At 68.4% G+C, this 23,492-nt stretch carries 17 protein-coding genes, 1 tRNA gene and 2 pseudogenes; 9 read left to right on the top strand and 11 right to left on the bottom strand.

Annotation, left to right across the window (positions count from 1 at the left end):
- The first annotated feature begins 38 nt into the window (after window positions 1-38).
- Genes EAO72_RS10645 through EAO72_RS10655 form a run of 3 tightly spaced genes read left to right on the top strand, consistent with a single transcriptional unit; the run spans window position 39 to window position 5,370 of the window.
- Window positions 39-1,712, top strand: coding sequence for an extracellular solute-binding protein (locus EAO72_RS10645; protein WP_148017008.1), 1,674 nt, complete (start codon window positions 39-41; stop codon window positions 1,710-1,712).
- The gene (locus tag EAO72_RS10650) at window positions 1,709-3,175 is read left to right on the top strand and encodes a M1 family metallopeptidase (protein ID WP_148017009.1); all 1,467 of its coding nucleotides are present in this window, start codon (window positions 1,709-1,711) and stop codon (window positions 3,173-3,175) included. Before EAO72_RS10645 ends, EAO72_RS10650 begins: the two co-directional genes overlap by 4 nt.
- Window positions 3,172-5,370 carry a right-handed parallel beta-helix repeat-containing protein gene (locus EAO72_RS10655; protein ID WP_148017010.1) on the top strand — a complete coding sequence of 733 codons (2,199 nt, stop codon included), beginning with the start codon at window positions 3,172-3,174 and terminating at the stop codon, window positions 5,368-5,370. The genes EAO72_RS10650 and EAO72_RS10655 overlap by 4 nt, the downstream gene beginning before the upstream one ends.
- Before the next feature lie 137 nt (window positions 5,371-5,507).
- Here EAO72_RS10655 and EAO72_RS10660 read toward each other — a convergent pair whose 3' ends face one another.
- Window positions 5,508-6,233: a TetR/AcrR family transcriptional regulator gene (locus EAO72_RS10660; RefSeq protein WP_148017011.1), complete on the bottom strand. Its 726-nt coding sequence runs from the start codon at window positions 6,231-6,233 to the stop codon at window positions 5,508-5,510.
- Window positions 6,234-6,375: 142 nt separating this feature from the next.
- Here EAO72_RS10660 and EAO72_RS10665 point away from each other — a divergent pair, with 142 nt between their 5' ends.
- Window positions 6,376-7,323, top strand: coding sequence for an NAD-dependent epimerase/dehydratase family protein (locus EAO72_RS10665; protein ID WP_148017012.1), 948 nt, complete (start codon window positions 6,376-6,378; stop codon window positions 7,321-7,323).
- A gap of 250 nt (window positions 7,324-7,573) precedes the next feature.
- Here the strand turns inward: EAO72_RS10665 and EAO72_RS10670 are convergent, their stop codons facing one another.
- Window positions 7,574-8,476, bottom strand: coding sequence for a transketolase family protein (locus EAO72_RS10670; RefSeq protein WP_148017013.1), 903 nt, complete (start codon window positions 8,474-8,476; stop codon window positions 7,574-7,576).
- Window positions 8,477-8,538: 62 nt separating this feature from the next.
- Window positions 8,539-9,243 carry a thiamine pyrophosphate-dependent enzyme gene (locus tag EAO72_RS10675; RefSeq protein WP_148017014.1) on the bottom strand — a complete coding sequence of 235 codons (705 nt, stop codon included), beginning with the start codon at window positions 9,241-9,243 and terminating at the stop codon, window positions 8,539-8,541.
- 128 nt (window positions 9,244-9,371) lie between these two features.
- Here EAO72_RS10675 and EAO72_RS10680 point away from each other — a divergent pair.
- Window positions 9,372-9,445 (top strand) — tRNA-Pro (locus EAO72_RS10680).
- Between the two features lie 32 nt (window positions 9,446-9,477).
- Here the strand turns inward: EAO72_RS10680 and EAO72_RS10685 are convergent.
- Entirely contained in the window at window positions 9,478-10,941 is a 1,464-nt protein-coding gene (locus EAO72_RS10685; protein ID WP_410090203.1) for a tyrosine-type recombinase/integrase, read from the bottom strand.
- Window positions 10,942-11,108: 167 nt separating this feature from the next.
- Here EAO72_RS10685 and EAO72_RS10695 point away from each other — a divergent pair.
- The 4 genes and pseudogenes from EAO72_RS10695 to EAO72_RS10710 all read left to right on the top strand — a co-directional run.
- Window positions 11,109-11,404, top strand: a pseudogene (locus EAO72_RS10695) (IS3 family transposase); the annotation flags it as partial.
- A 262-nt stretch (window positions 11,405-11,666) separates the two neighbouring features.
- Window positions 11,667-12,035 carry a CU044_2847 family protein gene (locus EAO72_RS10700; protein WP_148017016.1) on the top strand — a complete coding sequence of 123 codons (369 nt, stop codon included), beginning with the start codon at window positions 11,667-11,669 and terminating at the stop codon, window positions 12,033-12,035.
- A 134-nt stretch (window positions 12,036-12,169) separates the two neighbouring features.
- Complete coding sequence (locus tag EAO72_RS10705) at window positions 12,170-16,456, top strand: nSTAND1 domain-containing NTPase (protein WP_261991408.1); 4,287 nt, start codon at window positions 12,170-12,172, stop codon at window positions 16,454-16,456.
- Window positions 16,457-16,655: 199 nt separating this feature from the next.
- Window positions 16,656-17,418: pseudogene (locus EAO72_RS10710) on the top strand (IS701 family transposase); the annotation flags it as partial.
- Between the two features lie 484 nt (window positions 17,419-17,902).
- On the opposite strand, the gene EAO72_RS10720 reads toward EAO72_RS10710, so the two are convergent.
- From EAO72_RS10720 to EAO72_RS10750, 7 genes are all read right to left on the bottom strand, one after another.
- Window positions 17,903-18,460 carry an SMI1/KNR4 family protein gene (locus EAO72_RS10720; protein ID WP_261991410.1) on the bottom strand — a complete coding sequence of 186 codons (558 nt, stop codon included), beginning with the start codon at window positions 18,458-18,460 and terminating at the stop codon, window positions 17,903-17,905.
- Between the two features lie 200 nt (window positions 18,461-18,660).
- On the bottom strand, window positions 18,661-19,788 hold the full coding sequence (locus EAO72_RS10725; protein ID WP_148017020.1) for a hypothetical protein: 1,128 nt from the start codon (window positions 19,786-19,788) through the stop codon (window positions 18,661-18,663).
- Between the two features lie 6 nt (window positions 19,789-19,794).
- Window positions 19,795-20,523: a hypothetical protein gene (locus EAO72_RS10730; RefSeq protein ID WP_148017021.1), complete on the bottom strand. Its 729-nt coding sequence runs from the start codon at window positions 20,521-20,523 to the stop codon at window positions 19,795-19,797.
- 457 nt (window positions 20,524-20,980) lie between these two features.
- On the bottom strand, window positions 20,981-21,298 hold the full coding sequence (locus EAO72_RS42480; RefSeq protein ID WP_222724082.1) for a putative quinol monooxygenase: 318 nt from the start codon (window positions 21,296-21,298) through the stop codon (window positions 20,981-20,983).
- Window positions 21,299-21,395: 97 nt separating this feature from the next.
- On the bottom strand, window positions 21,396-21,548 hold the full coding sequence (locus tag EAO72_RS41910; RefSeq protein ID WP_187285002.1) for an aromatic-ring hydroxylase C-terminal domain-containing protein: 153 nt from the start codon (window positions 21,546-21,548) through the stop codon (window positions 21,396-21,398).
- Between the two features lie 392 nt (window positions 21,549-21,940).
- Window positions 21,941-22,498, bottom strand: a complete 558-nt coding sequence (gene ssuE, locus EAO72_RS10745) for an NADPH-dependent FMN reductase (RefSeq protein ID WP_148017022.1) — start codon at window positions 22,496-22,498, stop codon at window positions 21,941-21,943.
- 136 nt (window positions 22,499-22,634) lie between these two features.
- Window positions 22,635-23,426: an alpha/beta hydrolase gene (locus EAO72_RS10750; RefSeq protein ID WP_148017023.1), complete on the bottom strand. Its 792-nt coding sequence runs from the start codon at window positions 23,424-23,426 to the stop codon at window positions 22,635-22,637.
- Window positions 23,427-23,492 lie beyond the last annotated feature (66 nt).

The raw sequence follows: 23,492 nt of genomic DNA on the forward strand, positions 1-23,492 counted from the left end.
ACTCCTTCCTCCCCTTTCCCACCTCCAAGGAGATTCAGGTGTCGAGCTCCACCCCCATCAATCGCAGAGCACTGTTCCGCATGGGTGCGGGCGTCGGTCTGGGACTGGCCGCCGCCCCGCTGCTCGCCGCCTGCGGCGACGGCGGCACGACGGCCAAGGCGGAGGCCAAGAGCGCCTCGCTGCTCCCGGACACCGCGGTCCGCAACATCGGCCTGAAGCCCGACCTGGCCGGTACCGCCGCCGGTGTCCCGCAGGGCTTCTTCAGCTACCCCGCCCAGCCGCTGAGGGCCACGAAGGGCACGCCCCTCAAGGGCGCGAAGCCGATCAGCGCCACGATGGAGACCTTCTCCCCGCCGCCGCCCTCCCGGGGCAGGAACGCCGCCTGGCAGGAGATCGAGAAGCTGCTGGGCGGCGAGGTGAACATCACCGCCGTGCCCGCCGACGACTACGGCACCAAGTTCTCCACCATGGTCGCCAGCGACAGCCTCCCGGACCTCTTCATGTACCCCGAGGTCGGCGGCGTCGACAACAAGTCCGGCTTCCTCCGGGCCACGTGCGCCGACCTGACCCCGTACCTCGCCGGCGACAAGGTCAAGGACTACCCGAACCTGGCGGCGATCCCGAAGGGCGCCTGGCAGGCCGCCATCTTCGGCGGGAAGCTCTACGGCATCCCGATCGCCCGGACCGGCACCGGCGGCGCCGGCGTCTACCGCCACGACCTCTTCGAAGAGGTCGGTGTCACGAGCCTCGACCAGATCACCGGACTCGACCGCTTCGTCGAGGTCTGCAAGGAGCTGACCCGGCCCAAGAAGGACCAGTACGCCATCATCGCCGGCGCCACCACCATGCTCGCGATGTCCGCCGGAGCGCCCTATTACTGGCGGCTGGACGAGCAGACCGGCAAGTTCACCTGCGACCTGGAGACGCCGGAGTTCCGCAAGGCCGTGGAGACCGCCCGGCTGCTGTACAAGGCGGGCTGCTTCTATCCGGGGACCCTCCAGATGTCCGGGGCGCAGAAGGCCCAGTACACGGACATGTTCAAGAACGGCAAGGGCGCCTACGTGTACGACGGGATGCCCACGTACCTGGCGCCCGGCGTCGGCTACGTCGCGGCCATGAGCGCGATCGACAAGAAGTACGACCCCCGCCCCTTCGTCCCGTTCGGCAGCGAGGCCATCGCCTGGATGGACAACGTCGAGCTCCAGAACACCCACGTCAAGAAGGCGTCCGGAGACCGCGTGAAGCAGGTCCTCGCGCTGGCCGACTTCGCCGCCTCGCCGTTCGGCAGCCAGGAGTACACCCTCATCAACTACGGGGTCGAGGGCAAGGACTTCACGCGCGACGCCAAGGGCAACCCGGCGCTGACCAAGCAGGGCACCCAGGACGTCACCGTGCCCTGGAAGTTCATGGCATCCGCCGTCCCCGCGATCTTCAGCGCCGACTCGGAGCAAGGCGTCCGGCACGTGCACGAAGCCTTCACCAAGATGATCCCGATGATGGAGCAGGACCCGACGCTCCGGTACTCCTCGCCCACCTGGGACTCCAAGGGCTCCGGCAGCCTCTACACGTTCAAGTCGGACGCGCTCAAGGACATCATCTCCGGGCGCAAGCCCGTGTCGGCCTACGACCAGCTCGTCAAGGACTACCTGGCCAAGGGCGGCGAGCAGGCCCGCGGCGAGTTCGAGGAAGCCTTCCAGAAGGGGAAGAAGTGACCACACGACGCTCGGTCCTCGCACGGGGCGGAGCCGCGGTCGCCGCGGCCGTCGCCATCCCCGCCCTGGCCTCTTCCGCCTCCGCCCGGCCGCACGGATTCGACCCGGAGCCCGGCTCCGACGGCGTGGGCGACCCGCTCTTCCCCACGCTCGGCAACGGCGGGTACCAGGTTCTCCACTACGACCTGACCTTCGACTTCACCCCGGTGACGTACGACTTCACCGCCACCGTGAAGATCAGCGTCAAGGCCACCCAGGACCTCTCCGCCTTCAACCTGGACACCGACGGCCACACCATCGACTCCGTCACCGTCGCCGGCCGCCCCGCCACCTGGTCGCTCGCACCCGGCAAGAGCGGCCAGGAGCTCACCGTCACCCCGGCCCGCCCGCTCCACGACGGACAGGCGTTCACCACCGAGATCCGCTACCGGGGCAACGGCAAGGCGCCCCGACTCGGCCTCACCGGCTGGAAGTTCGGCACCGACGGCGGCTTCGCCTCGGCCGCCCAGTCCTCGCGCGCCGATACCTTCCTGCCGTGCAACGACACCCCGTCCGACAAGGCGACGTGGACCTTCCACATCAGCGCCCCCGAGGGCTTCGTCGCCACCGCCAACGGCGAGCTGACCCACAAGACCCCCCGCGCCGACGGCTCCACCGTCTGGCACTTCGCCCTCCGCGAGCGCATGGCGACCGAACTCATCGGGATCGCCGTCGTCAAGGGCACCTACCTGTACGGCAGCAGCCACCGCGGCCTGCCCCTGCGGCACATCGTCCCGCGGGGCCAGGAGGAGAAATACGCCCCGATCGTGGCCCGTACCCCCGACCATCTCTCCTGGCTGGAGGCGAAGTTCGGCCGCTACCCGTTCTCCGTCTACGGGCTCCACATCTACGACGGCTACACCGACGCCCTGGAGAACCAGACCCTCTCCCTCTTCTCCACCAACTGGTTCAAGCTCAACGCCAACGGTCAGCCCGGCTACGAGACCACCATGGTCCACGAGCTCGTCCACCAGTGGTTCGGCGACTCCGTCACCCCCGACGACTGGCAGCAGGCCTGGCTCAACGAGGGCCCTGCCGTGTACTACGCGGGCCTGTACGGCGAGGAGCGCGGCTGGTCCGTCCTCGCCGACAAGATGAAGTCGACGTACGAGAAGCTCGACGCGGTCCGCGCCGCCGACGGCCCGCCCGGACTGCCCAGGGCGCTCGGCGGCACGAACATCTACGACGGCGGCGCGCTCGTCCTGTACGCCCTGAACCAGCGGATCGGCGGGCGGGCGTTCGACCAGGTCATGCGTGAGTGGGTGAAGCGCTTCAAGGACTCCACCTACACCAGCGAGATCTTCATCCGGCACACCGTCGACGTGACACGGGACCGTACCGTCGACCCGTTCCTGCGCGACTGGCTCTTCGGAGCCGTCAACCCGCCCATGCCCGGCCACCCCGACTGGAAGGCGTCCGCGTGAACCGCCCCATGAACGTCGTACGAGGAACCGCCGCTGCCGCCACCGCCGCCGTCCTGACCGCGCTCCTCGCCGCCCCGGCCGCCCAGGCCGCACCCGGCACCCGCACCCTGTACGCGGCCCCGGACGGCCGCGGCACCTCCTGCGCCGTTGCCCGTCCCTGCACCCCGGAAGCGGCCCGCGACCTGGCCCGCACGGTGACCGGACGCGACGTACGCGTACTCCTTGAGGACGGTACGTACCGGCTCGACGCACCCCTGAAGCTGGGCGCCGCCGACTCCGGCGTCACCTGGACCGCGGCCCCCGGCGCCCGCCCCGTCCTCTCCGGCGGACAGGACATCACCGGCTGGCGGCAGAACGACGACGGCACCTGGAGCGCCGGCGTTCCCGAAGGTGTCACCCCACGGCAGCTCTTCGTCGACGGCACACGCGCGACCCGTGCCCGCGGCGAGGCCTGCGCCGCCACCACGTGCGACGCGACCAAGACGGGCATGACGGGGGCTACCGCCACCGGAATCAACCAGTGGCAGCGGCCGACCGACGCCGAGGCCGTCATCCGCGTACGCTGGCGCAACTACCACTGCCGGATCGCGGCCGTCAGCGGCGACACCATGACGTTCGCCCAGCCCTGCTGGACCAACTCGGCGAGCGGCACGGACCGCACCGGACCCGCCTGGGACTCCACCACGGTCGACTCCACCCGCTACAGCGGCGTCGCCTTCTTCGAGAACGCCCCCGAACTCCTGGACCAGCCAGGGGAGTTCGTCTGGGACTCGACGGACCGCACGGTCACCTACCTGCCGCGCAAGGGCGAGAACATGCGCCACGCGCGGGCCATTGCTCCGCACACGGAACAGCTGCTCGTCGTCGACGGCGCCCACGACGTCACCGTCGACGGGATCGGCTTCGCGTATGCGGCCTACCGACAGCCCGGCACCGACGAGGGGTATGCGGGCATGCAGGCCGGTCTCACCCTGACCGGCGCCACCGGCCCCGTCGACCACGCGGGCCGTTTCTACACCAAGCCGGCCGCCGCGGTCACCGTCCGCGGCGGCCGGGGGGTGAGCATCGAGAACAGCCGGTTCACCCATCTCGGCGGCGCCGGAGCGATCCTGGAGGCCGGCACGAAGGACAGCTCCGTGGCCCGCTCCTCCTTCACCGACCTGTCCTCGGGCGCGGTGTACGTCGGCGACACCGAGCCGCTGCCGGGGGCCGAACTCACCGGGGAGCGCAACACCGTCGCGTACAACACCATCAGCCGCACCGGCGTGGAGTACACCGACGCGGTGGGCATCTGGGCGGGTTACGAGGCCGGGCTGACCGTCGACCACAACAGCCTGGACCACCTCCCGTACTCCGGGATCTCCGTCGGCTGGGGCTGGAACCAGACCGAGGCGCAGACGTCCGTACTGCGCGACAACAAGGTGACGAACAACCGCATCACCGACGTCATGGAGGTGGCGCAGCAGCAGCACGACGGCGGCGCCATCTACACCCAGGGCGCCCAGCCCGGCACCGTCCTGAGCGGCAACTACATCAACCGCTCCGCATACGGCAACACCGAGCGCGACGGCAACGGCATCTACCTCGACGAGCAGTCCTCGCACATCACCGTCGAGAAGAACGTCATCACCCGCATCGGCTACAAGTGGGTCTCCAACTGGGCGGATTACGGGATCGAGAACACCGCGCGCCACAACTGGACCGACACCGCCGCACCCGCGCTCGGCGGACGCGGCTCCGTCATGACGGACAACCTCACCGGACTGGACCGGCTGCCCGCCGAAGCGCTCGCCGTCGCCGCGCGCGCGGGTTCCCGCGGCGGTCCGGTCGAGCAACTGCGCACCGACCTCGCGCGCACCGGCACGGCCACCCAGTCGTCCACCGAGGGGACGGCCACGGCGGAACTGGCCCTGGACGCCGACACCAACACGGACACCCGCACGCTCTCCGAAGCGGGCGCCTGGTGGCAGGTGGACCTCGGCGGCGTACGGCACGTCCGGCAGGTGGAGGTCTGGAACAACTCCGCCTCCGCCACGGGTGACTTCGACATCGTGACGGACGACGGAACCGTCCACGTCAGCGGCAAGGCGCTCCGCCCCACCGTGATCGACCTGGACAGCCGTACCCGCACGCTGAAGATCGTGACCACCGGCACGGGCCGGGTGGCCCTCTCGCAGGTGCTCATCCACTCCTGACGCGCGCATCGCATTGGGACGCGCGCACCGCCTGGACGCCCGCATCGCATAGGGACGCCCGCACCGCACACGGACGCCGGACCGGCCATCGAGGCCGGTCCGGCGTCCGGCGTTGTCCTGCGCGGCCGCGACAAGGCTCACCCCAGCGCGAACGCGTCCGCCAGCATGTCGGTCTGTGCGGCCAGCAGGCTGCCCCCGTCGTGGCCCATCCCCGTGAACTGGCCCGCCGTCTCCAGCCCGACCGAGCCGTGCAGCTGCGCCCATGCGAGCACCGCGCCGGCCAGCGCACGCGCCGATGCCGCCGGGTCACTGGCGGCATCCACCGCGTACGCGGCGACCCAGTCGCCCACGGCGGTGTCCGCCGTCAGCCAGGCCTCCATCTGGGCCACCACCGGAGCCACCCCCGCCCCCGGCACCCCGTCCGTGAACACCGGAAGGAACGGCCCGAGCGCGGCGCGGGCGCGCTCCAGCGTGTCGGCGGGAGCCGCATACCCCGGTAGGGGTGAGCCCTGGATCAGCACATAGCGGTGCGGCTCGCCCAGCGCCCAGGCCCGGTAGGCGGTCGCCAGTGTGTGCAGCCGCTCGCGCGGGCCGTGAGCGGCGGCCTCCGACCTCGCCGCGGCTGCGGCCATCGCCGTCGCGGCGTCGTCGTACACGTCCCTGATCAGGGCGTTCAGCAGGTCGTCGCGGCTGGCGAAGTAGCGGTAGAGCGCGGGGCCCGACAGACCCATGTCCTTCGCGATCCGGGTCAGCGCGAGTGCCGCCACGCCTCCGTCGGCGAGCTGCCGCAGCGCCGCCTCCTTGATCTCCGCCCGGGTCTGCTCCCGGTACCGGGCCCGTGGCCCCTGCTGCGCCTCGGGCATCCCGGGCCCCTTTCGCTAGGCAAGCTCACTTCAGTTACGGAGTCTAACAGTCAGGGTTGCGACGGGGTGTTGCGAGAGTTACGTTGTCTAACAAGCGTGAGGGGCGGTAAGGCTCCTCGGACCGCACATCGAGGAGCACTCCATGACCGCGACGCATGACCTCCACGTCGTTCTCGGCGCCGGCCCCGCCGGAACCGCGCTCGCCTCCGAACTGGCCCGCCGTGGCCACCCGGTACGGCTCGTCGACCGGTCGGGCGAGGGAGCCGCACCGGCGGGCGTCGACCGGTTCGCCGCCGACGTGGCGACAGTCGAGGGTGCCCGCGCGGCCGTCGAAGGGGCGGCCGTCGTCTATCACTGCGTGAACGTCGGCTACCACCTCCAGGTCGAGGTCATGCCGCGCATCCAGCAGGCCGTACTGGCTGCCGCCGAGGCGGTGGGGGCCCGTCTCGTCGTCCTCGACACGCTCTATCCGTACGGCGAGACGCGCGGTGCGGTGATGACCGAGGACACGCCGTGGAACGCCACCACGCGCAAGGGCAGGATGCGTGCGGAGCTGGACACCCGCTATCTCGCCGCCCATGCCGACGGCCGGCTCCGCGTCGTACTGGGCCGGTCGGCCGACTTCGTCGGGCCGGGGGTCCTCAACTCCACGCTGGGCGGTGCCGTGTTCCCCGCCGCGCTGACCGGGGGAGAGGTTCCGGCATTCGGCGACATCGACCTGCCGCACAGCTACACGTACATCGGTGATGTCGCCGCGGGGCTCGCGACCCTGGGCGAGAACCCGGACGCGGACGGCCGGGTCTGGCACCTGCCCACGGCGCCGGCGCTCACCACGCGGCAGATCCTGACGATGGTGGAGGAGCGGGTGGGACGTGCCCTGAACCTGACCGTCGTGGCGCAGCCGCGCCCGTTCGGACCGTTCGACGAGGTGTTCATGGCGGAGTACGCCGAGATGTTCTACCAGCACACGGAGGCACAGATCGTCGACTCCTCGGCCATCGAGAAGGCGTACGGGCTCATGCCCAACCCCCTCGCGGCCACGGTCGACGAGACACTCGCGTGGTACGGGGAACTCCTGGCCGCACACTGATCCGGCGGCGCACCCCTGTCCGCCGTCGGTCGCCGGACCGTCGAAGCGGAACCGGCCGACGGCGAACAGGCCGGCCGGTCCCCGCCTCCACGCCGGGCCGGCAGACACGGCGAGCGACCGTCCCGCGCCTCCACGCCGGACCGGCGAACACGGCGAACGGGCCGGCCTTACCCCGCCGACGGTCCCCGTCAGCAGGGCCGCCGGTGACGCGGGGCCATGGGACGGCCGGTACGGGCCCGCCCGCGCCGGCTCACCCGCCCAGGAAGCCGCTGATCCGGTCCCGCAGGCCGCGCGGGTCCAGACCGTGCGCCGCGAGGTGCTCGTCCATCTGCCCGTACCGCCGCAGTTCCTCGCGGGCCACGCCGAGTCCCAGGATGCGGTGGGGGAGTGCGGTGAGGGCGTCGTTGGCGGCGCCCGTCGAGGTGCCCGCCAGATACGGCTCGACGATCACCACGTCGGCGGTGGCCCGGCCGCCGGCCGCCCTGAGCAGCCCTCGGCCGTCGAACGGCCGCACGGTGGTCGCGTACAGCACGGTCACGTCGAGTCCCTCCGTCGCGGCGAGGACGTTGTCGAGCATCGGGCCGACGGCGACCACGACCCCGTTCGCTCCCTCCCGCACGGTGGCGAACCCGCCCGCCCCGCCGACCGGYCGCGRCCGGTCGTTGGACTGCAGCGACAGCCGCACGTACACCCGCCCGTCCCCGGCGGCCGCCTCGCGCAGCAGGATCTCCGCCTCGTCGGGATGGCCCGGCACGTGCACGGTCCACCCCTCCAGGGTGTCCATGAGCGCGACGTCCCCGGGCGCCATGTGGGTGAACCCGCCGGCCGGCCAGTCGTACGAGGCCCCGGCGCTCACGAGCACCCCGCCGACCCCCTGGTGGCCGAAGTCCAGCTTCACCTGCTCGAACGGGCGCTCCACGAGGAAGCTCGCGAAGGTGTGCACGATCGGCCGCATGCCGGTGAGCGCCATTCCGGCCCCGGCCCCGACGAGCAGCTGCTCACGGATGCCGACGTTGACGACCCGGTCGGGGTGGTCCCGCTCGGCCCGGCCGAATCCGTCGCGGCTGATCTCGGCGAGCACGAGGGCCAGGCGAGGATCCTCGTCGAGCAGCTGTGTGGTGGTGGCGATGAAGCGGTCACGCATCGTGTCCATGGGGCTGTTCCTCTTCTTCTCTTCTTCGGTAGCAGATTCCGGGGGTGCGTGCGCCGCGTGACTCAGCTCTTGGGAGCGACCCGGGCGACCACGGCCCGGGGCTGCCCGGGGTGCGGTGCGGTGAAGGCCGCGTACATGGCCTCGTGATCCCGCCCGTCCACGGACGCGACCGACCAGCCCGCGGTCGCGAATCGCTCAGCGATCCCGCCGGGGCGCCCGTACGTCGCCGAGGCGTTGTCGATGACCACGGTGTGCAGCTGCTCCAGACCGGCCGGCCCCGCATAGGCGATGGCCTCGTGATTGCTGCCCTCGTCCAGCTCGGCGTCGCCGGTCAGCACCCAGACCCGCGGCCCGGTCAGTCCCTGGGCCCGCAGCCCCAGCGCACTGCCCACGGCGAGCGGCAGGCCGTGTCCCAGTGAGCCGCTGCCGATCTCGGCGCCCGGCACCAGAAGCCGGTCGGGATGGTGGCCGAGCGGCGATCCGTACGAGCCGAAACCTGCCAGCAGCTCCTCCCCGAAGAATCCGTGGGCGGCGAGGACCGCGTAGTAGGCCATCGGCCCGTGCCCCTTCGACAGGAGGAAGCGGTCCCGGTCCGGGGCGTCGACGGTCTCCGGTGTCACCCGCAGAACCCGGTCGTACAGCACCCACAGCGCGTCCAGGGTCGAGGTCGCGGCAGGGCCGTGCTTCTCGTCGCCGGTCATCAGGCTCATCAGCCGGGACAGGTCGCGGTAGGCGGCGGGCGTTTTCGTGGCGGTCGTGTGCGTCATGCCGCCCAGCGTTCAACGTCAAGCGCGGTTGAGGTCAAGCGGCGAAAGGCGTTCGTGACCACCGGTGGAAGTGCGGTATTGTTCTCATGCGCGTTCGGACCGGGGGAAACCCCAGGTCAGGCGGGCAGCGGGACGTGGCGCAGCTTGGTAGCGCACTTGACTGGGGGTCAAGGGGTCGCAGGTTCAAATCCTGTCGTCCCGACTATGCGGAAACGCAGGTCGGAGGCCGTTCTCTCATCCATGAGAGGGCGGCTTTTCGTGCGTCCCGGGGCGTGGTGGTCGCAGTGTGATCGCACGCCTGGACCGGGGCTGGTTCGCCTGGGTGCTGGTGGCGGGTGGTGCGGGGGAGCGGAGTTTGTGGAGGGCTGCACGGGGGCGGTGGATGTGGTCGCGTGGTGGTCGCAGCCGCACGGGCCGGTCTGTACGGACCGCCGGCTGCTGGGCGCCGCTGAGGACGTGGTCGATGGTGTCGACGGCCTGGTGCGCGGCCTGTTGGGTGAGGTGGCTGTAGAGGTTCGCGGTGGTCGACAGGGTGGAGTGCCGCAGCGTCTTGGAGACCACGGTGAGGGGGACGCCGGCGGTAATGGTGATGGTGGCGGCGAGATGCCGCAGGTAGTGGACCGTGACCCGGGGGACCCTGGCCTCCTCGGACAGCCGGTGGAGTCGGTCGAGTACCAGGTGCGGTCCGAGCGGGCGGCCGTCGGGTTGGCAGAAGACCAGTCCCGCGAACGGGTCGCCGCGGAGACTTGGAGCGGATCGTGCGCGGTGGCGGAGCGCGGTGGCCACGCGGGGTGAGATGGCGACCCAGCCTCTGCTCGACCGGGTCTTGGGCGTCGTGAAGACGAGGCGGTTGTTGTCGACGGCGGAGAGCGTGCAGCGGATGTAAGGCACGCCCTGGGCGAGGTGGACGTCGTCCCAGTGCAGGCCGAGGGCCTCGCCCTTGCGCATGCCGGTGCCGATGAGGACCTCGAAGAGGTCGGCCATCTCGGGGTCGGTCTGATGGCAGTGGGTGAGGAATCGGGCTGCTTCCTCCGCTGTCCAGATCCGTCGTTCCGGCGACGGCGGCCGGTGCAGCACCGGGGGAGAAGCTGGGTTGTGGGGGAGGCGGTGCTGGCGGACGGCGTCGCCGAGCGCGCTGGGGCGGGGACATCGACGGCGAAGCCCCAGGTTCCGTGGGTGCTGTCTGTGACTGGGTGTGGACAGCGGGCGCCTATCTGGTGGCGGTGGGTGTCTCTGCAGCCGCAGCGGCGGTAGATGCGGCCTCGGTCGGCGCTGGTGCGCATGACGATCGCCTCCAGGGGCGGAGATGGGCCTGACCTTCTCAGCGTGCGARCACACGCGACCACCACGCCCGCCAGAGAGTCCGTGACCAGCGATTTTCCCTTGTCTTGGCGCCAAGTAGCAGCGGTCAGCCAATTGATCCTTCGTCGTCTGCCTTTGCTTCTGACCTGAGGAAATGGGGAGATCGTGGTCGGAGCCAGCCGCTGTAGCGCCGCCGTGATCTGCCGGGCACACGGCCGGAGCGCCAAGAGCCTCATCGGCCACCTCGAATGGTCTGACGACAAGGTGGACCCCAAGGGGTTCGCGATGGCGTCCATGCGCACGCATGTCGCCGAACTCCTCAACGAGGGGGGCGAACTGGTCGCCGGGCACGAGCACGACGTACACGGTCAAGAAGGGCGACATGCTCTCGTCCATCGCGCGCCGGGTTCGGCGACGCCGGCCGCTACAAGCAGATCGCCACCCTCAACAAGCTGGCCAATCCCAGCAGGATCGGCGTCGGCCAAGTCCTCAAGTTCCCCCAGAAGTAGGCACCCATGAAGATTGCCACGTACTGGAACGCCGTCGTGGCGGCCCTCGTCGCCTTCCGGCCCCGTAAGTTCGTCCGTACGCTCGACCGGCACCGGATGGCCGGATCGATAGGGAGCGTGGGGGTGGCGGCCGACAACGCAGCCATGGAGTCCTCCTTCAGTCTGCTGCAGAAGAACGTCCTCGACGGCCCCTCGTGGGTCACCCGTGAGGAACTGCGGATCGCGATCGTGAGCTGGATCGAGAGGACCTGCCACCGACGCTGCAGACAAGCCTCACTCGGTCGTCTGACGTCGTCGAATTCGAAACCGTCATGACACCACCGGCCCGCCGGGCCGAGCCTGTCACCTGAACCTGCATCAGACCCGATGGCCCTCAAATGTCAGCTGAGCAAGCAACCTTTCACTTACCGAGTCCGCGCCCCGCCCACGTGGCTATGATCCCCGGTGGGCCCACGTCTCGCTGCCGCCGAGGCCGGCGGAAGCTTGTTGCCCGAGAGTGAGGAGCACTATGCGTGTCACTGTGAATCCAGCCACCGTTCCCTGGCCTCGCCCGAGCCACAGCAGCGGCAATGCAGATAGCTTCGTCCCGGCCACAGGCGGGCTCAAGCGCCGATGAGCGATCAGCACATTCGTACCGTCGAAGTCCCACTGGGCGGCGGCAGCGAGGAAGTCGTACGGGTCCAAATCCGTGAAGTGGACGAGTCGCTCGTCCGTGTCGGGCGGGGTGGCCGTACCGTTGCCCGCGCAGGGCAGAGCCTCGGACAGATGCTGGACACCGTACGTCCCGTGGCGGACAGCTTCGTGACGCGGTTCAGAGAACTTGCACACGCACCGGATGAGATCGCCCTGGAGTTCGGCGTGTCCCTGTCTGCAGAAGCGGACGTCGTCATCGCTTCGACGGCGACCGCAGCGAATTTCTCCGTGACACTCACCTGGAACCGTAGTGCTACGAACAGCTCAACGAGCGAGAATGCTGGCTGAGTTGACTCAACGACGGGTGTCCACAAGGGCGGTAGGCGGAGGCGGCGATGACGGGGGCGGGGCCACAGCAGCCGGATGAGGCATTGGCCTCTTCGGTTGTCCGTATCAAGGGGCAGAGTGGTGAGCCTGTGGGCGTGGCCTTTCTTATCGCTCCGGACCTGGTGCTGACCTGTGCCCACGTAGTGGCATATGCCTTGGGGTACCCGCGTCTGCAGAAAGTCGTCGCCCGAACCTCGGTGACGTTGGATGTACCCCTGGTCGCTGAGTTGAAAGGGAAGACCTGGACCGCCGAGGTTGAGCACTTCGTCCCGGAACGCGAGGACGAATCGGGAGACATCGCGGTCCTGCGCCTGAGGGATGTAATTCCTGGTACCCGCCCGATTCCCATGGTTGAGCCTGACACCGCCTGGGACCACGCTGTCGGTGTCGTGGGATTCACGGGCGCACAGCCGGGAGGAATCTGGTCCCGGGGACGGCCGAGCGGTACCAACGAGCAGGGCTGGCGGCAGTTCTCCCGACTGGATAGCGAAGAACCCCGCGTTAAGAAGGGGTTCAGCGGCAGTCCCGTCTGGGACTCCCAACTGGGCGCGGCCATCGGCCTCATCGTCGTGACACAAAACGATCACGAAGCCCCGCAGACCTTCATGATCCGGACGAGCACCCTCAGCGCAGAGTTACCCCAGCTCAAAGAGGCCCTGCAGCCAGATTCTCCCTTCCGGAGCCTGAAAGCCTTCGGGGAGAATGACGCGGAAGTGTTCTTCGGGCGTGACGATGACATCGCCAACGTCTCTGGCGCCCTGCGAGGCCATCATGGGGCTGTCACCGTGTATGGGCCCTCGGGTTCAGGTAAGTCATCGCTCGCGCTGGCCGGCGTTGTACCTAGGATGCGCAAGGCTGGATACGACGTCCTGGTGGTAAACGCCGGGGCAATCGGCTCGCTGGTGGCCGCGCTCGCAACCGAGATGTACGAAGCCTTCTGCTTCGGTCCCGGCGGGTCGACGCGGGTGCGGAACGCCGGGGAGGTGCAGGAGTGGCTCGCACAGATGGGGCTCGCTGACACACTCCACCGCATCCGCGGCGCAGCGGGTGGGAAGCTCCTCGTCGTACTCGATCAGGCCGAAGCTCTGCTGGCCCGTGACCCCAGCGACGTCGCCCAGGCCGTCGAAGTGCTCTTCCCCTCGGGACCGCCAGCCGCGGGACTGAGCGTGCTGGTCACGCTCCGGGCCGATTTCATGGACGCGGCCCTCAAGCACCCGAGTCTCGGTCCGGCCGTGCACGCTGGTGTCACGCTGCCGTTGACTCCGATGTCGCGAGAACAGCTCAGAGATGTGGTCAGCAAGCCGCTGGAGCAGATCCCGGGCGTCCGCTACGAGGAAGGGCTCGTCGAACGCATTCTGGCCGACGCGGGGGACGAACCAGGAAGACTGCCGCTTCTCGGCTTCACTCTGGACAAGCTGTGGGAGGGGCAGCAGGATGGCCTGCTACGGTTCGCGACCTACGAAAAGGAGGGCGGCGTTGCCGGCGCACTGGCACGCCACGCCGAGGAAGCCTGGAAGTTGTGCATCCAGAAACACGACGCACTCCAAGCGCAACGCCTACTCACCGGACTGATCAGGGTGCTGCCCGGCAGCTCCACCCCGCTGCGCCGCAGGCTGACCCGGCAGGAGGCGCAACAGAAGCGGTGGGACATCGCGCAATGGTTCACCACTGACGAACGGCGACTGCTCGTCGTACATGGCGGCCCCGGAGAACCGGAATCGGTCGAGCTCGTGCATGAGGCACTGGTCGAAGTTTGGCCCGCCCTCCGAGATCAGGCGCGGGCCGACAGCAGTTTCCTGGCTGGTCGAGCGGAACTCGCCCACGAACGTGAACGCTGGGCCAACGGGAACAAGGCAGCTGGTCTACTGCCCGGGACCGTCCAACTCGCAGCCCTAGAAGAGCGACTCAAGGGCAGAGAAGCGGAGCTCGACGACGCGGAGGCAAACTTCCTCCTGCGCGCACGACGGCTTCGTCAGGTGCGTCGAAACCGACTTCGCGCCGCTTGGACCGCGGCCGCCGTGGTCCTCGCACTGATCGTCGGTCTGAGTACCTTCCTCGTCTACCAGCAACGCGTAAGTACCCAGCGCGAGGAGGAGTCACGATCCCGGCTGCTTGCCAACTACTCCGCCGAGGTGGCCAAAAGTGATCCCGGGCAGGCCGCGCTCATCGCCATGGGAGCTTATGAAATCTCGCCGACGGATGAGGCCCGCAATGCCATGCTCCGCAGGTATGACCAGTTCAAGGAAGCCGCGTGGGTGCTGACTGGGCCTGAGGGGAAGATCCGCAACGTCGCATCGAGCGTAGACGGCACAGTGACTTTCGCGACGACGGATAACGGCCGCGCCACGCTGTTCGTACGCCAGGCGGAGGGGAGAACTCAGCAGCTCCAACTGAGCCTTGACGAGATGGCTTTCCACCCTTTGGTCAGCAGGGACGGGCGACGCATAGCTTATCTGTCTGCGGCGGGGGCGCTCGTCTGGCACGACGTTGCCGTCACTGCCACCGAACCGAAGGACATACTCGGGAAGCCACACTCCTTGCGCGGCGCGGAATTCAAGGAAATTACCGAACAGGTGAACTCGTTGATCGAGAGTGAGAACTTCATGGCGTTCTCACCCGGCGCTGGGCACTTGGCCACCATTGCAGAGGGGCGGCTAGGGCTGTGGGATCTGAGGACGGGACGCCACCAGAACGTGCCCAGCCGGGTGCCAACGCAAGGCGGCGTGTCCGTGTGGTTCGGGCCGGACGAGAACACGCTGGTGGTCAGGCACACAGACTCCAAGACCGGCGCAGCTTCGCTGAAGGCAGTGGAATCGGGTACGGGGAAGGTCCGCGAGCTGGCGGGAAATGTTGACCCTAAGGCAACGAACTCGCCCACGGCCCTATCGGGAGACGGGAGCGTGCTGGTTGTCTGCAGCCAGGTGGCACGGGGCGACGAAGTAGACGCCGCATACCGAGCACTGCGTGTGGCGGATGGGCGGGTGCTGAACACATACACATACTCGGGGACCAATAGTGACTGCGGAGCCATTGCTGTCGATGAGAAGGGCGACCGCTTCGCGGTAAACCACCACGGCGTGATCGTCGAGACTCGGAACGCACGCCGCGTGCGGCATGTTATGGCTCCCTCGTCCGCAGTGGCCACAGGCCAGCTTCTCGGAGATGAACATCAGCCGCTCGTACTGACCGTAGCTGACGGTGATATTTCACTGGCCGCAGTCCCACTGACCCCGAGTGATATCGACGGCTCTCACATCGACGTTAACTCGCCGCGGTTGATCGACGGTGGGAAGACACTGGTCGCCCGTGTCAGGCGCTGGGACAAACCTGATAACTCCTTTACCTTGGCTCTCGTTGATGCGGCCTCCGGATTAATTTCATCCTCGGTAAAGCGGCCCCAACTAATCGGGGCACAGGATCCAGACGCAGAGAACTCACTTTCGGTCAACGATGCGGGAACTCTCGTGGCGGACGTAGTCGGACCTGACAAGATCCTGATCCGGGAAATTCCGTCCCTGCGTCTGGTAGCCGAGATCACCACTCTTACGCCTCCCGTCGATGAGCGTGGACACGCGGAACCGATCACGCTCGCTTTCCTTCGGGGGGGTGATGAACTCGCGACGCTCTCCGGCAGCCGGATTGAGCACTGGAACGCCCGGACCGGCCGACACCTGTCCAGACCCATCGACGCCCACGCGCTCCCGTTCGGTGAGACGCCCCGGTCGAGCTCAGCTGAAGTGGGTTTTCGTTCGGACTTCGCGCTGAACAGCCGTCCCGAAACGGGCTACGCACAGGTGATGATCTACGGCAATCAAGTGCTGCATGCCATTAATCTGCGTACGGGCAGGGAGAACAGAGCGCTGCGCGTCCCTCTTGGCCGGGATGTTGAGCGGGCTTTCCTGGACAGCAGTGGCCATTACGCGGCCGCTAAGACCTCAGGCGGCATGCTGGAATTATGGTGGGCGGCGGCTGGACAGCGACCGCATAGAGTGGTCGGCCCACTCGGACCGCTGGGATCGAACGACAATTTCACTGGAGAAGGGTATACCTTCGGCTTCACTGCAAACGACGGTGAATTCTATGTGGCCAACGGAAGCACTGTACGCTTCCAGCAGCTATCGAACCCCAGCAGCTTCAAGACATACGATTTCGCGGCGAATCAGTACTTCCTGGCGGCCACCAAAGATGGAAACACCTTGTTGCGGACTCTTTCCGGAGGTGGCTTCGGAGGAGGAAACGGAGAAAATGGTCGCCTGGACCTAATTCACCTCGACCCCGAGCTCTGGAAACGCCATTTGTGCGACGTCGTCGGTCATGATCTCACCCAGGACGAGCGCCGCGGGCTGCCCGCCGGCCTACCGGATCGCATCTGCCCTACCTGACATCAAGCTTCTGTATGGGTGTTTCTGTGACCTATCAGAAGCTTTCCCCGAACACTTGGACTTCGCCGACGGCGCGCGTGACCGGTACGTGAAACCGGGACGGGCACGGTCGACCGGGGGAGAGGCCGACGCGATTGCAGTTGGAGGGCTCGGACGTGCGAGTCGGCACCAGCGCAGTCGTCAAGGGGACGTGGCGAGGAGCCGCTGGGAAGCCGACGAGATACGCGACGACCTGCAGGGATACGTCGCCGATCACCTCGGCACCGACGACGGCATCCTGATCATTGATGACACCGGATTCGTCAAGAAGGGCACCACCTCCGCCGGGGTGCAACGGCAGTAGTCCGGAACGCAGGCCGCACCGAGAACTGCCAGGTCGGCGTATTCGCCGCCTACGCCACCACCTGCGGCCACGCTCTCGTCGACCGCGAGCTCTACGTCCCCAAGTCCTGGATCGACGACCCGGAACGCTTCCGCACGGCCCGCATCCCCGCAAACCGCCCGTTCGCGACCCAGAACGAGCTGGCCCGCACCATGGTCCTGCGCGCGCAGGCCGGACCGCTGCCCGTCGCCTGGGTAGCGGCCGATGCCGCCTACGGACAGGACTCCCGCTTCCGACGCTTCCTGGAAGACGCCGGCCTCTCCTACGTCGTGGCCATGCCCAAGTCCCAGCAAGTGCACGGCCCCCGCATCGAATACCTCATTGGCCAAGCTCCCGCCAAGCTCCCGCCGAGGCATGGCAGCGGCTCTCCTGCGGCGACGGCGCCAAAGGGCCTCGGCTCTACGACTGGGCTGCCGGCCGCCTGCCGACGGCCTGGGAGTTCGACGGCGACGAGCCCACCCGGCAACGTTGGATGCTTGCCCGCCGCAGCATCACCAGGCCCGACGAGTTCGCTTACTTCCTCGCATCCGCGCCCCTGGACGCCACCGTCGCCGATCTCGTGCAGGTTGCCGGGTGCCGCCGGTAGGGACCGACCTGCTTCGGGTTACCGGAGCGGGCAGGCTGTACCCGCCCGTCTACGCGAGCGATGCTCACAGGGTGTTCGTTCCTCTTCTGCCATGGAGCGCCATGAGGCTGACACACACCCATGAATGGAGTCCCGGCCCAGGAACGGGACGGTATCGGCAGACTGCCCCAATCGGTGGGGCAGTCTGCTACATCGTTGTCTCTCTCGTAGGGATCGCTGAAGGGCATGAGGCATGGCCTGGGCGTGAGTTGGGGACCAGTTGTGGCTGGGGGGCAAGGGGTCGCAGGTTCAAATCCTGTCGTCCCGACTGGAGACAGTCGTAGAGCAGGGCCGGTTTCGGAGCAATCCGAAACCGGCCCTTGATCATTTTTGGGGACCAGTTGGGGACCAGCTGGAGGCCCGGCGCCCTCACCCGGTCAGCGGGTCATGACGGTGGGGCTCGTAGCCTGCGCCAACGGGACGGAGCGTTGCTGTTTCGCTATGCACCGGAGGACAGTCGGCCTGCGGCCTGGTCCCATGGCTGAGGCTCGACCTGGTCGTCCCTGTCGAAGGCGTCCTCCTCGAACCAGCCCGTCCCCGCGAGCCACGTCTCCAGCCACGCTGCGAGGCTGGCGGAGTCGAGGAACCAGCACTGGTCCCACGATCCGCCGCTGTACGGGTTCGGCTCGAAGAGCAGGACCTGACCGTTCTCACTGCGACAATCAACGCCTGCGTACATGGCACAGCCCCAGGTCAGGATGGGTACGACGCCTTCGGGCCACTCCGGGCGCTCCACTCCAACGGACGCCTCACGTCGCGTCAGGTACTCGCCAACGACGCTGGAGCCCGGACCAAGCAGTGGCAGCAGCCGGTAGTCAGGGCCGAAGCCGCCGTCCGCGACCTCGCGATACAGGCGCGCCAGCAGGGGATGCAGCGCGATGCCCAGTTGCCCCTCGGCCTCTGTGATCTGGGCTTCGTCGACAGGCTCGGGAAGGTCCTTGCTGTCCGATGCGGCCCGGGTGGCAACGCGTTGCACGAGGTCATCGGTATCGGTCATGGCCGTGATGCTGTCAGAGCCCACTGACATGCCGACGGTCAGGGCCGCCGCGTGGACAGGTGGGCGCCGGGAAGTTCAGACCCATTGGCCCGTCCATCGGAGCAGGTAGCCAAAGGGACAGCCGAAGGCGTTGACCGCCCGGCGCAGAACCATGGGTGCCAGCAGGTGCGATCGGACCTCCCCGGACGACGAAGGCGGTGTCATGGGCCTGCTGGCGCGCCGCCACTGGGTGGTGAGTCGGCAGTGGCTGCTGGCGCTGCTGGAGATGAACGAGCCGCCGGTAGCGTGGACTGGGTCGGGGTAGGTGCCGCGCTCGGTTCCGAGGGGGCAATCCGGTAGGCATCCAGGGCGGATAGCCCTGGACGGAAGCCGGTGTCGACAAGATTGCTCGCGAGGCGCCACATGGCGCGTTCGTCCTCGAGCCTTTGAGGGAGGGTGAGTCCGAGCGCTGCGGCAAGCGGGTGTCGCCCGAGGTTGACCATGGCCCGGACCGCGCCCGCCCACTCGTCGGTGGCCACGACCGCCAGGCGATACCAGAGCATCGTCAGCAGCAGCAGGCTCGCGATCATCACTGCGACCAGCCAAGGACGCGACGCGTTGCCGACGGCGAGTTCGACGATGGCGGCCACGACGACGATGAGGTGCCCGTAGAGCAAGCTGATGAAGAAGTCGACGCTCATCCGAGCGTCATCGGTCTGCTGGCGAGCCGAATCCGGGGCGGCAGCGTTGAGTTCGTGCCAGAGCACCTGTGAGTCGAGCCGGAAGCGGTCGTAGCCGTACTCCTCGAAACGTCGAACGGCGTTCCCGAGTTGCGTCGGGGCGACCTGCTGATCGTCCAGCGGGTAACGGTGCAGCCGCTCGTTGAGCAGCGCGAACCAGACCTCGCCCTTGTTGACGTCCGTGGCGAGGTGGCGGCTGATGATCGGGTGGGCACGGAGGGCAGCGAGCGCGGGCTGGTCGGCAACGGCCAGACAACCAGCACGCTCCTGCCCGGCCAAGGCCACAGCGTCCACGCGGTTGCGCAGAAGGTGCTTGCGGGCCAGATGATGTCGGCGTCGCGCCGCAGCCAACCGTTGGGGCCAACCGAGATAGCCCTCGAGGACGCGGTACAGCGGTGTCTGCAGGGCGGCAAGGACCAAACCGAGGACCGCAGTGGCAACCAGACCGAAGATCGCGGCCCGGCCCGTTTCAGCTCCGAGTGCTGCGAACCTGCTCAGCTTCGGCACCACCACGAACCCGAAGACCAGCACGTTGATCAGGCTGGGCAGGATCCACCCGACCAGCAACGCGCGCCCACCTCCGAGGGCGCTCTGAATCAGCCCGGTCACCGCTGACTACCGCCGGCCCCGGTTGCGGCGCACCAGACGGCGATACCACGGTTCGCGCAGATCGTCGTAAGGGCCGGAGATGGTCCCCGGAACCGAGTGCGCCGAGTTCAATTCCGGCGGTGATGGGATCTCGCGCTGCTCCTCGGCGACAGCCTCGGCGTATTCCCGTCCACGGTCCCTGAACCTGTTCCATCGGTGCCTTTCACCCTCCGGTACATATTCATGGAACGCAGGACCAGGGGGGCGCGAGCCAATCAACCCCGACGAGCCGGCACCCTCACTGGCGCCGGCGCCAGGCTGCTGGAGGGGCGGATTGAGCGACGGATGGGCACTCTCACTGGTGCCGGCTTCAGGCTGTGGGATGGGCGGATCGAGTTCGGCAAGCGCGACGGTAAGTTCCCTCTTGAGACAGCCGATCAGGTCCCGGATCCGGAAGCGTTTGTCAACTAGCGTCTCGGCGCGGTCTTCGTTCAGAGCGAGGAACGCGCCGAGAGCAACCCATAGGTGTTCGGGGTCTCCTGGGTACGAACACCTGAAACCACCGGAGGCCATCTCGGCCCAAACAGGCAGAACGCTCCGCATGCTGGCGGAGAATTCGTCTACCAGACCGCCGAGCAAGGCCAACTTGGCGTCCGCCTCCGCCCTTACATTGTCGATACCTTCCAGCCGCTCCAACGCGTGAGCAGCGGCCTCGTGGACGGTTCGAACTGCACGTCCAGCTTCTTCTGCTTCCATGGGGCACGACCGTACTGTTCTGGCGGTCGTTCAGTCTGCCCGATGGCACAGACTCGCGCAGGTCACGCGATCATGTGCTCCACCTGTCACCGGAGCATTCACGTGCTCGCCCGTCGTCCCGCCGGCCGGCCCGGCGTTTGATTCAGGCATGGACAGATGCCCGAGCCGGAGGCCGTCGGCCTCGTCGGGATCAGGGTGATTCAGAGGCTGCTCAGCGGGCCATCCATCGCGCTCAGAGGCCAAGTAGCACGCTCAAGGGCCAACAGACCGTGTATCGAAAGTGGATCTTGAGTGAGGAATGGTCTCAGGTCGTGGGGCGAGGAGACCTCGCGGACGGGCAGTGGGCGGGGCTGGAGCCGTTGTTGCCGAAGGGGGCGAAGGTGGGGCGGCCGCCGGTCTGGCCTCGGCGGCAGCTGATCGGCGGCATACGCGGGGCGGCGTGCGGTACGGGAGCCGCTCAGGCGGTGCGAGAGCGCGGGACGCCGGGGCGAGCTTCGTGCAGGCGAGGGGGTGAAGCCTTCCTCCATGAGTGCGCCGATCTGGGCGTGCAGCTCGTCCCATTGGGGTCGGTGTCCTGGGCGGCGAGGGCTTTGTCGCTCTTGAAGAATTCCATGGCCCACAGGGTGTCGGGGTCGTCCTCGGCACGCGCGATGACGACCTTGTCGGTGGCGGGGGACTTGTCGCTCAGCTTGGCGCACAGGGCGAGCAGTTCATCTCCCTTGCCGGGCTTGGCCTTGAACCGCAGGACCTTGCCGGGCCGGCTCGGGTCGATCATGAGGTGCTCCGTGCGTGTCATGCACCGTCATGGGCGTGACTGGGCGTGGCTGGGCGGGGCGGCGTGGCGGCCCTGTCGGTGATGGGCTCAGGCCAGGTCAGTGCTGGGCGGGGGCGAACCAGCGTGTGGCGGCCTGCTCGAAGGCGCCCGGGTCACGGTCTTTTTCTGCGACCCAGGCCACGACGCCCTCGGGGCGTACGAGCACCGCTGTGAAGCCGACGTCGTTGCGCGCTGGACCGGACCGGTACACGATCTGGTTCGATGCCGACGACGCCCTGCGGCGTGCGGCGTGCGGCCAAACTCAGCAGCTCGTGGACGAAGCCGACGAACGTCAAGGACGCGGTTGCACAGGCGAGTACGCCGAGTCCAGCGGGACGGTGACGTCAGGGCCGGCTCGGGAGCAATCGCGAACCGGCCCTGAGCCGCTGTCGGGGCCGGCCGGGAATCAGCCCGAGCGGTCCTGCGCCCGGAGAGGCGGTCCGCCCCGGGCGTCACGCGGCCAGTGGCGTGCGTGTCTCGCCGCCGTGGTGCGGGGCGGCCGCTGCCCGGGCCCCGGGAAAGCACGCCCCGGGCAGGCCCGTCGGCCTTGCCCGTGCGACGGGCAGGCCCGTCGGTCTTGCCCGTGCGACGGCTTCCCCCTGGCTATTCGGCGGCCGCCAGGACGGCGATCCGGCCGCCCAGGGCCGCGGAGAACCCGTCCGTCACCTGTGCCAGGGCTTCGGCGGAGTCCGGGGCCACGGTCAGCGCACCGTCGTGACCGACGGTGATGTCCTTGTCGAGCGTGAACCAGCCCGGCACGATGTGCGCGGCCCCCATGGAACTCAGCACGGGGCGCAGCGCGTAGTCGATCGCCAGGACGTGGGCGATGCTGCCACCGGTGGCCAGAGGCAGCACGGTCTTGCCGGTCAGCGCGTACTGCGGGAGCAGGTCGAGCAGGGACTTCAGCAGCCCGGAGTACGCGGCCTTGTACACGGGTGTGCCGATCACCACCCCGTCCGCGCGCTCGAACAGCTTCGTCGTCGCGACGATGGCCGGATGCCTGAAGTCGGCACCCAGCAGCGCGTCCGGCGGCAGGGTGCGGACCTCCAGCGAGGTGACGTCGTGGCCCTGGCTCCTCAGGCGGTCGTCCAGGTCACGCAGGAGCCGTGTGGTGCGGGAGGTCGAGGACGGACTTCCCGAGACGGAGAGGATGGTGGCCATGGGGAGACCTTTCGTGTCGATTGCCGGTGGAGCGCGGGCGAACCTGACCGGCTGGAGGCGCTACGGGACGGCTGGGAGGGGTGGCGGAACCGCCGAAGGTCGCGACGTCGCCGAGGGGCGGGCCGGACGACGGTCCTCACCAAGCACTGGATTCCACCGCGATCACGGGCGTCAGCTCGTTGCGCAGGGTCTCCAGGAAAGTGACGACCTCGGCCGCCACCGAACGGTGCTGGAGGTCGTTCAGAACATCGTGACGGCCGCCTCGGACCACCGAAAGGCGGGCCCGGGAACGCGACTTCGCGGTACGTGCCAGTGCGGCGCGGTCGGCGAGCGGGTCCTCGTCCCCTACGAGGATCAGCGTCGGCACATCCACATCCGGATGGATGCCACCGTCCTCGTCGAGACCGTACGCCGCGGCGAGCAGGGCCTCCGGGACCGCATCCCCGAGTGAGCCCCGCCGCACCTCGGAGTCCTCGGTGAGCGCGGCCCGATGGGCGGGACAGAAGGTGCGTACGTCGAGTTCCTGGTCCCACGTTCCAGCAGCCGCTGCCCCGTCGCCCGGCAGCCCCGCGAGGACGACGGCATCCGGTCGACTGCTGCCGGGGCCGGCGTCCCGGCCGAGCAGTGCGGCAACAGCGGCGGCACCGGAGTCGGCTCCCACCACCACGAAGGGGCGGACGATGCCGTCATCCGTGGCCGTGCCGTCGAGTGCTGCGGCGAGTCGCGTACGGAATCGGGCCAGCGAGCCGGGCAGGTCGTCGGCGTCGATGTCCGGCGCGTTGATGACGCGGACACGGTAGGCGTCGGAGGCGAGGCGCCTGCCGAAGCGGTCGTATGCCGTCCGGGTCTCGCCCCGGCCCGGCACCACGACGACGGTGCCGCGGGTGCGCAGGCCCTCGGGGCCGAAGTGGTCGGTGTATTCGGGCATGTCGGGCTCCTGCGGGTTGGGTCGGGATGTGGGGGCGGAGGGTGCGAGCACCGCGGCGGCGGGCCG

It is taken from the genome of Streptomyces sp. OR43, from assembly GCF_008042275.1.
Taxonomy (GTDB): domain Bacteria; phylum Actinomycetota; class Actinomycetes; order Streptomycetales; family Streptomycetaceae; genus Streptomyces.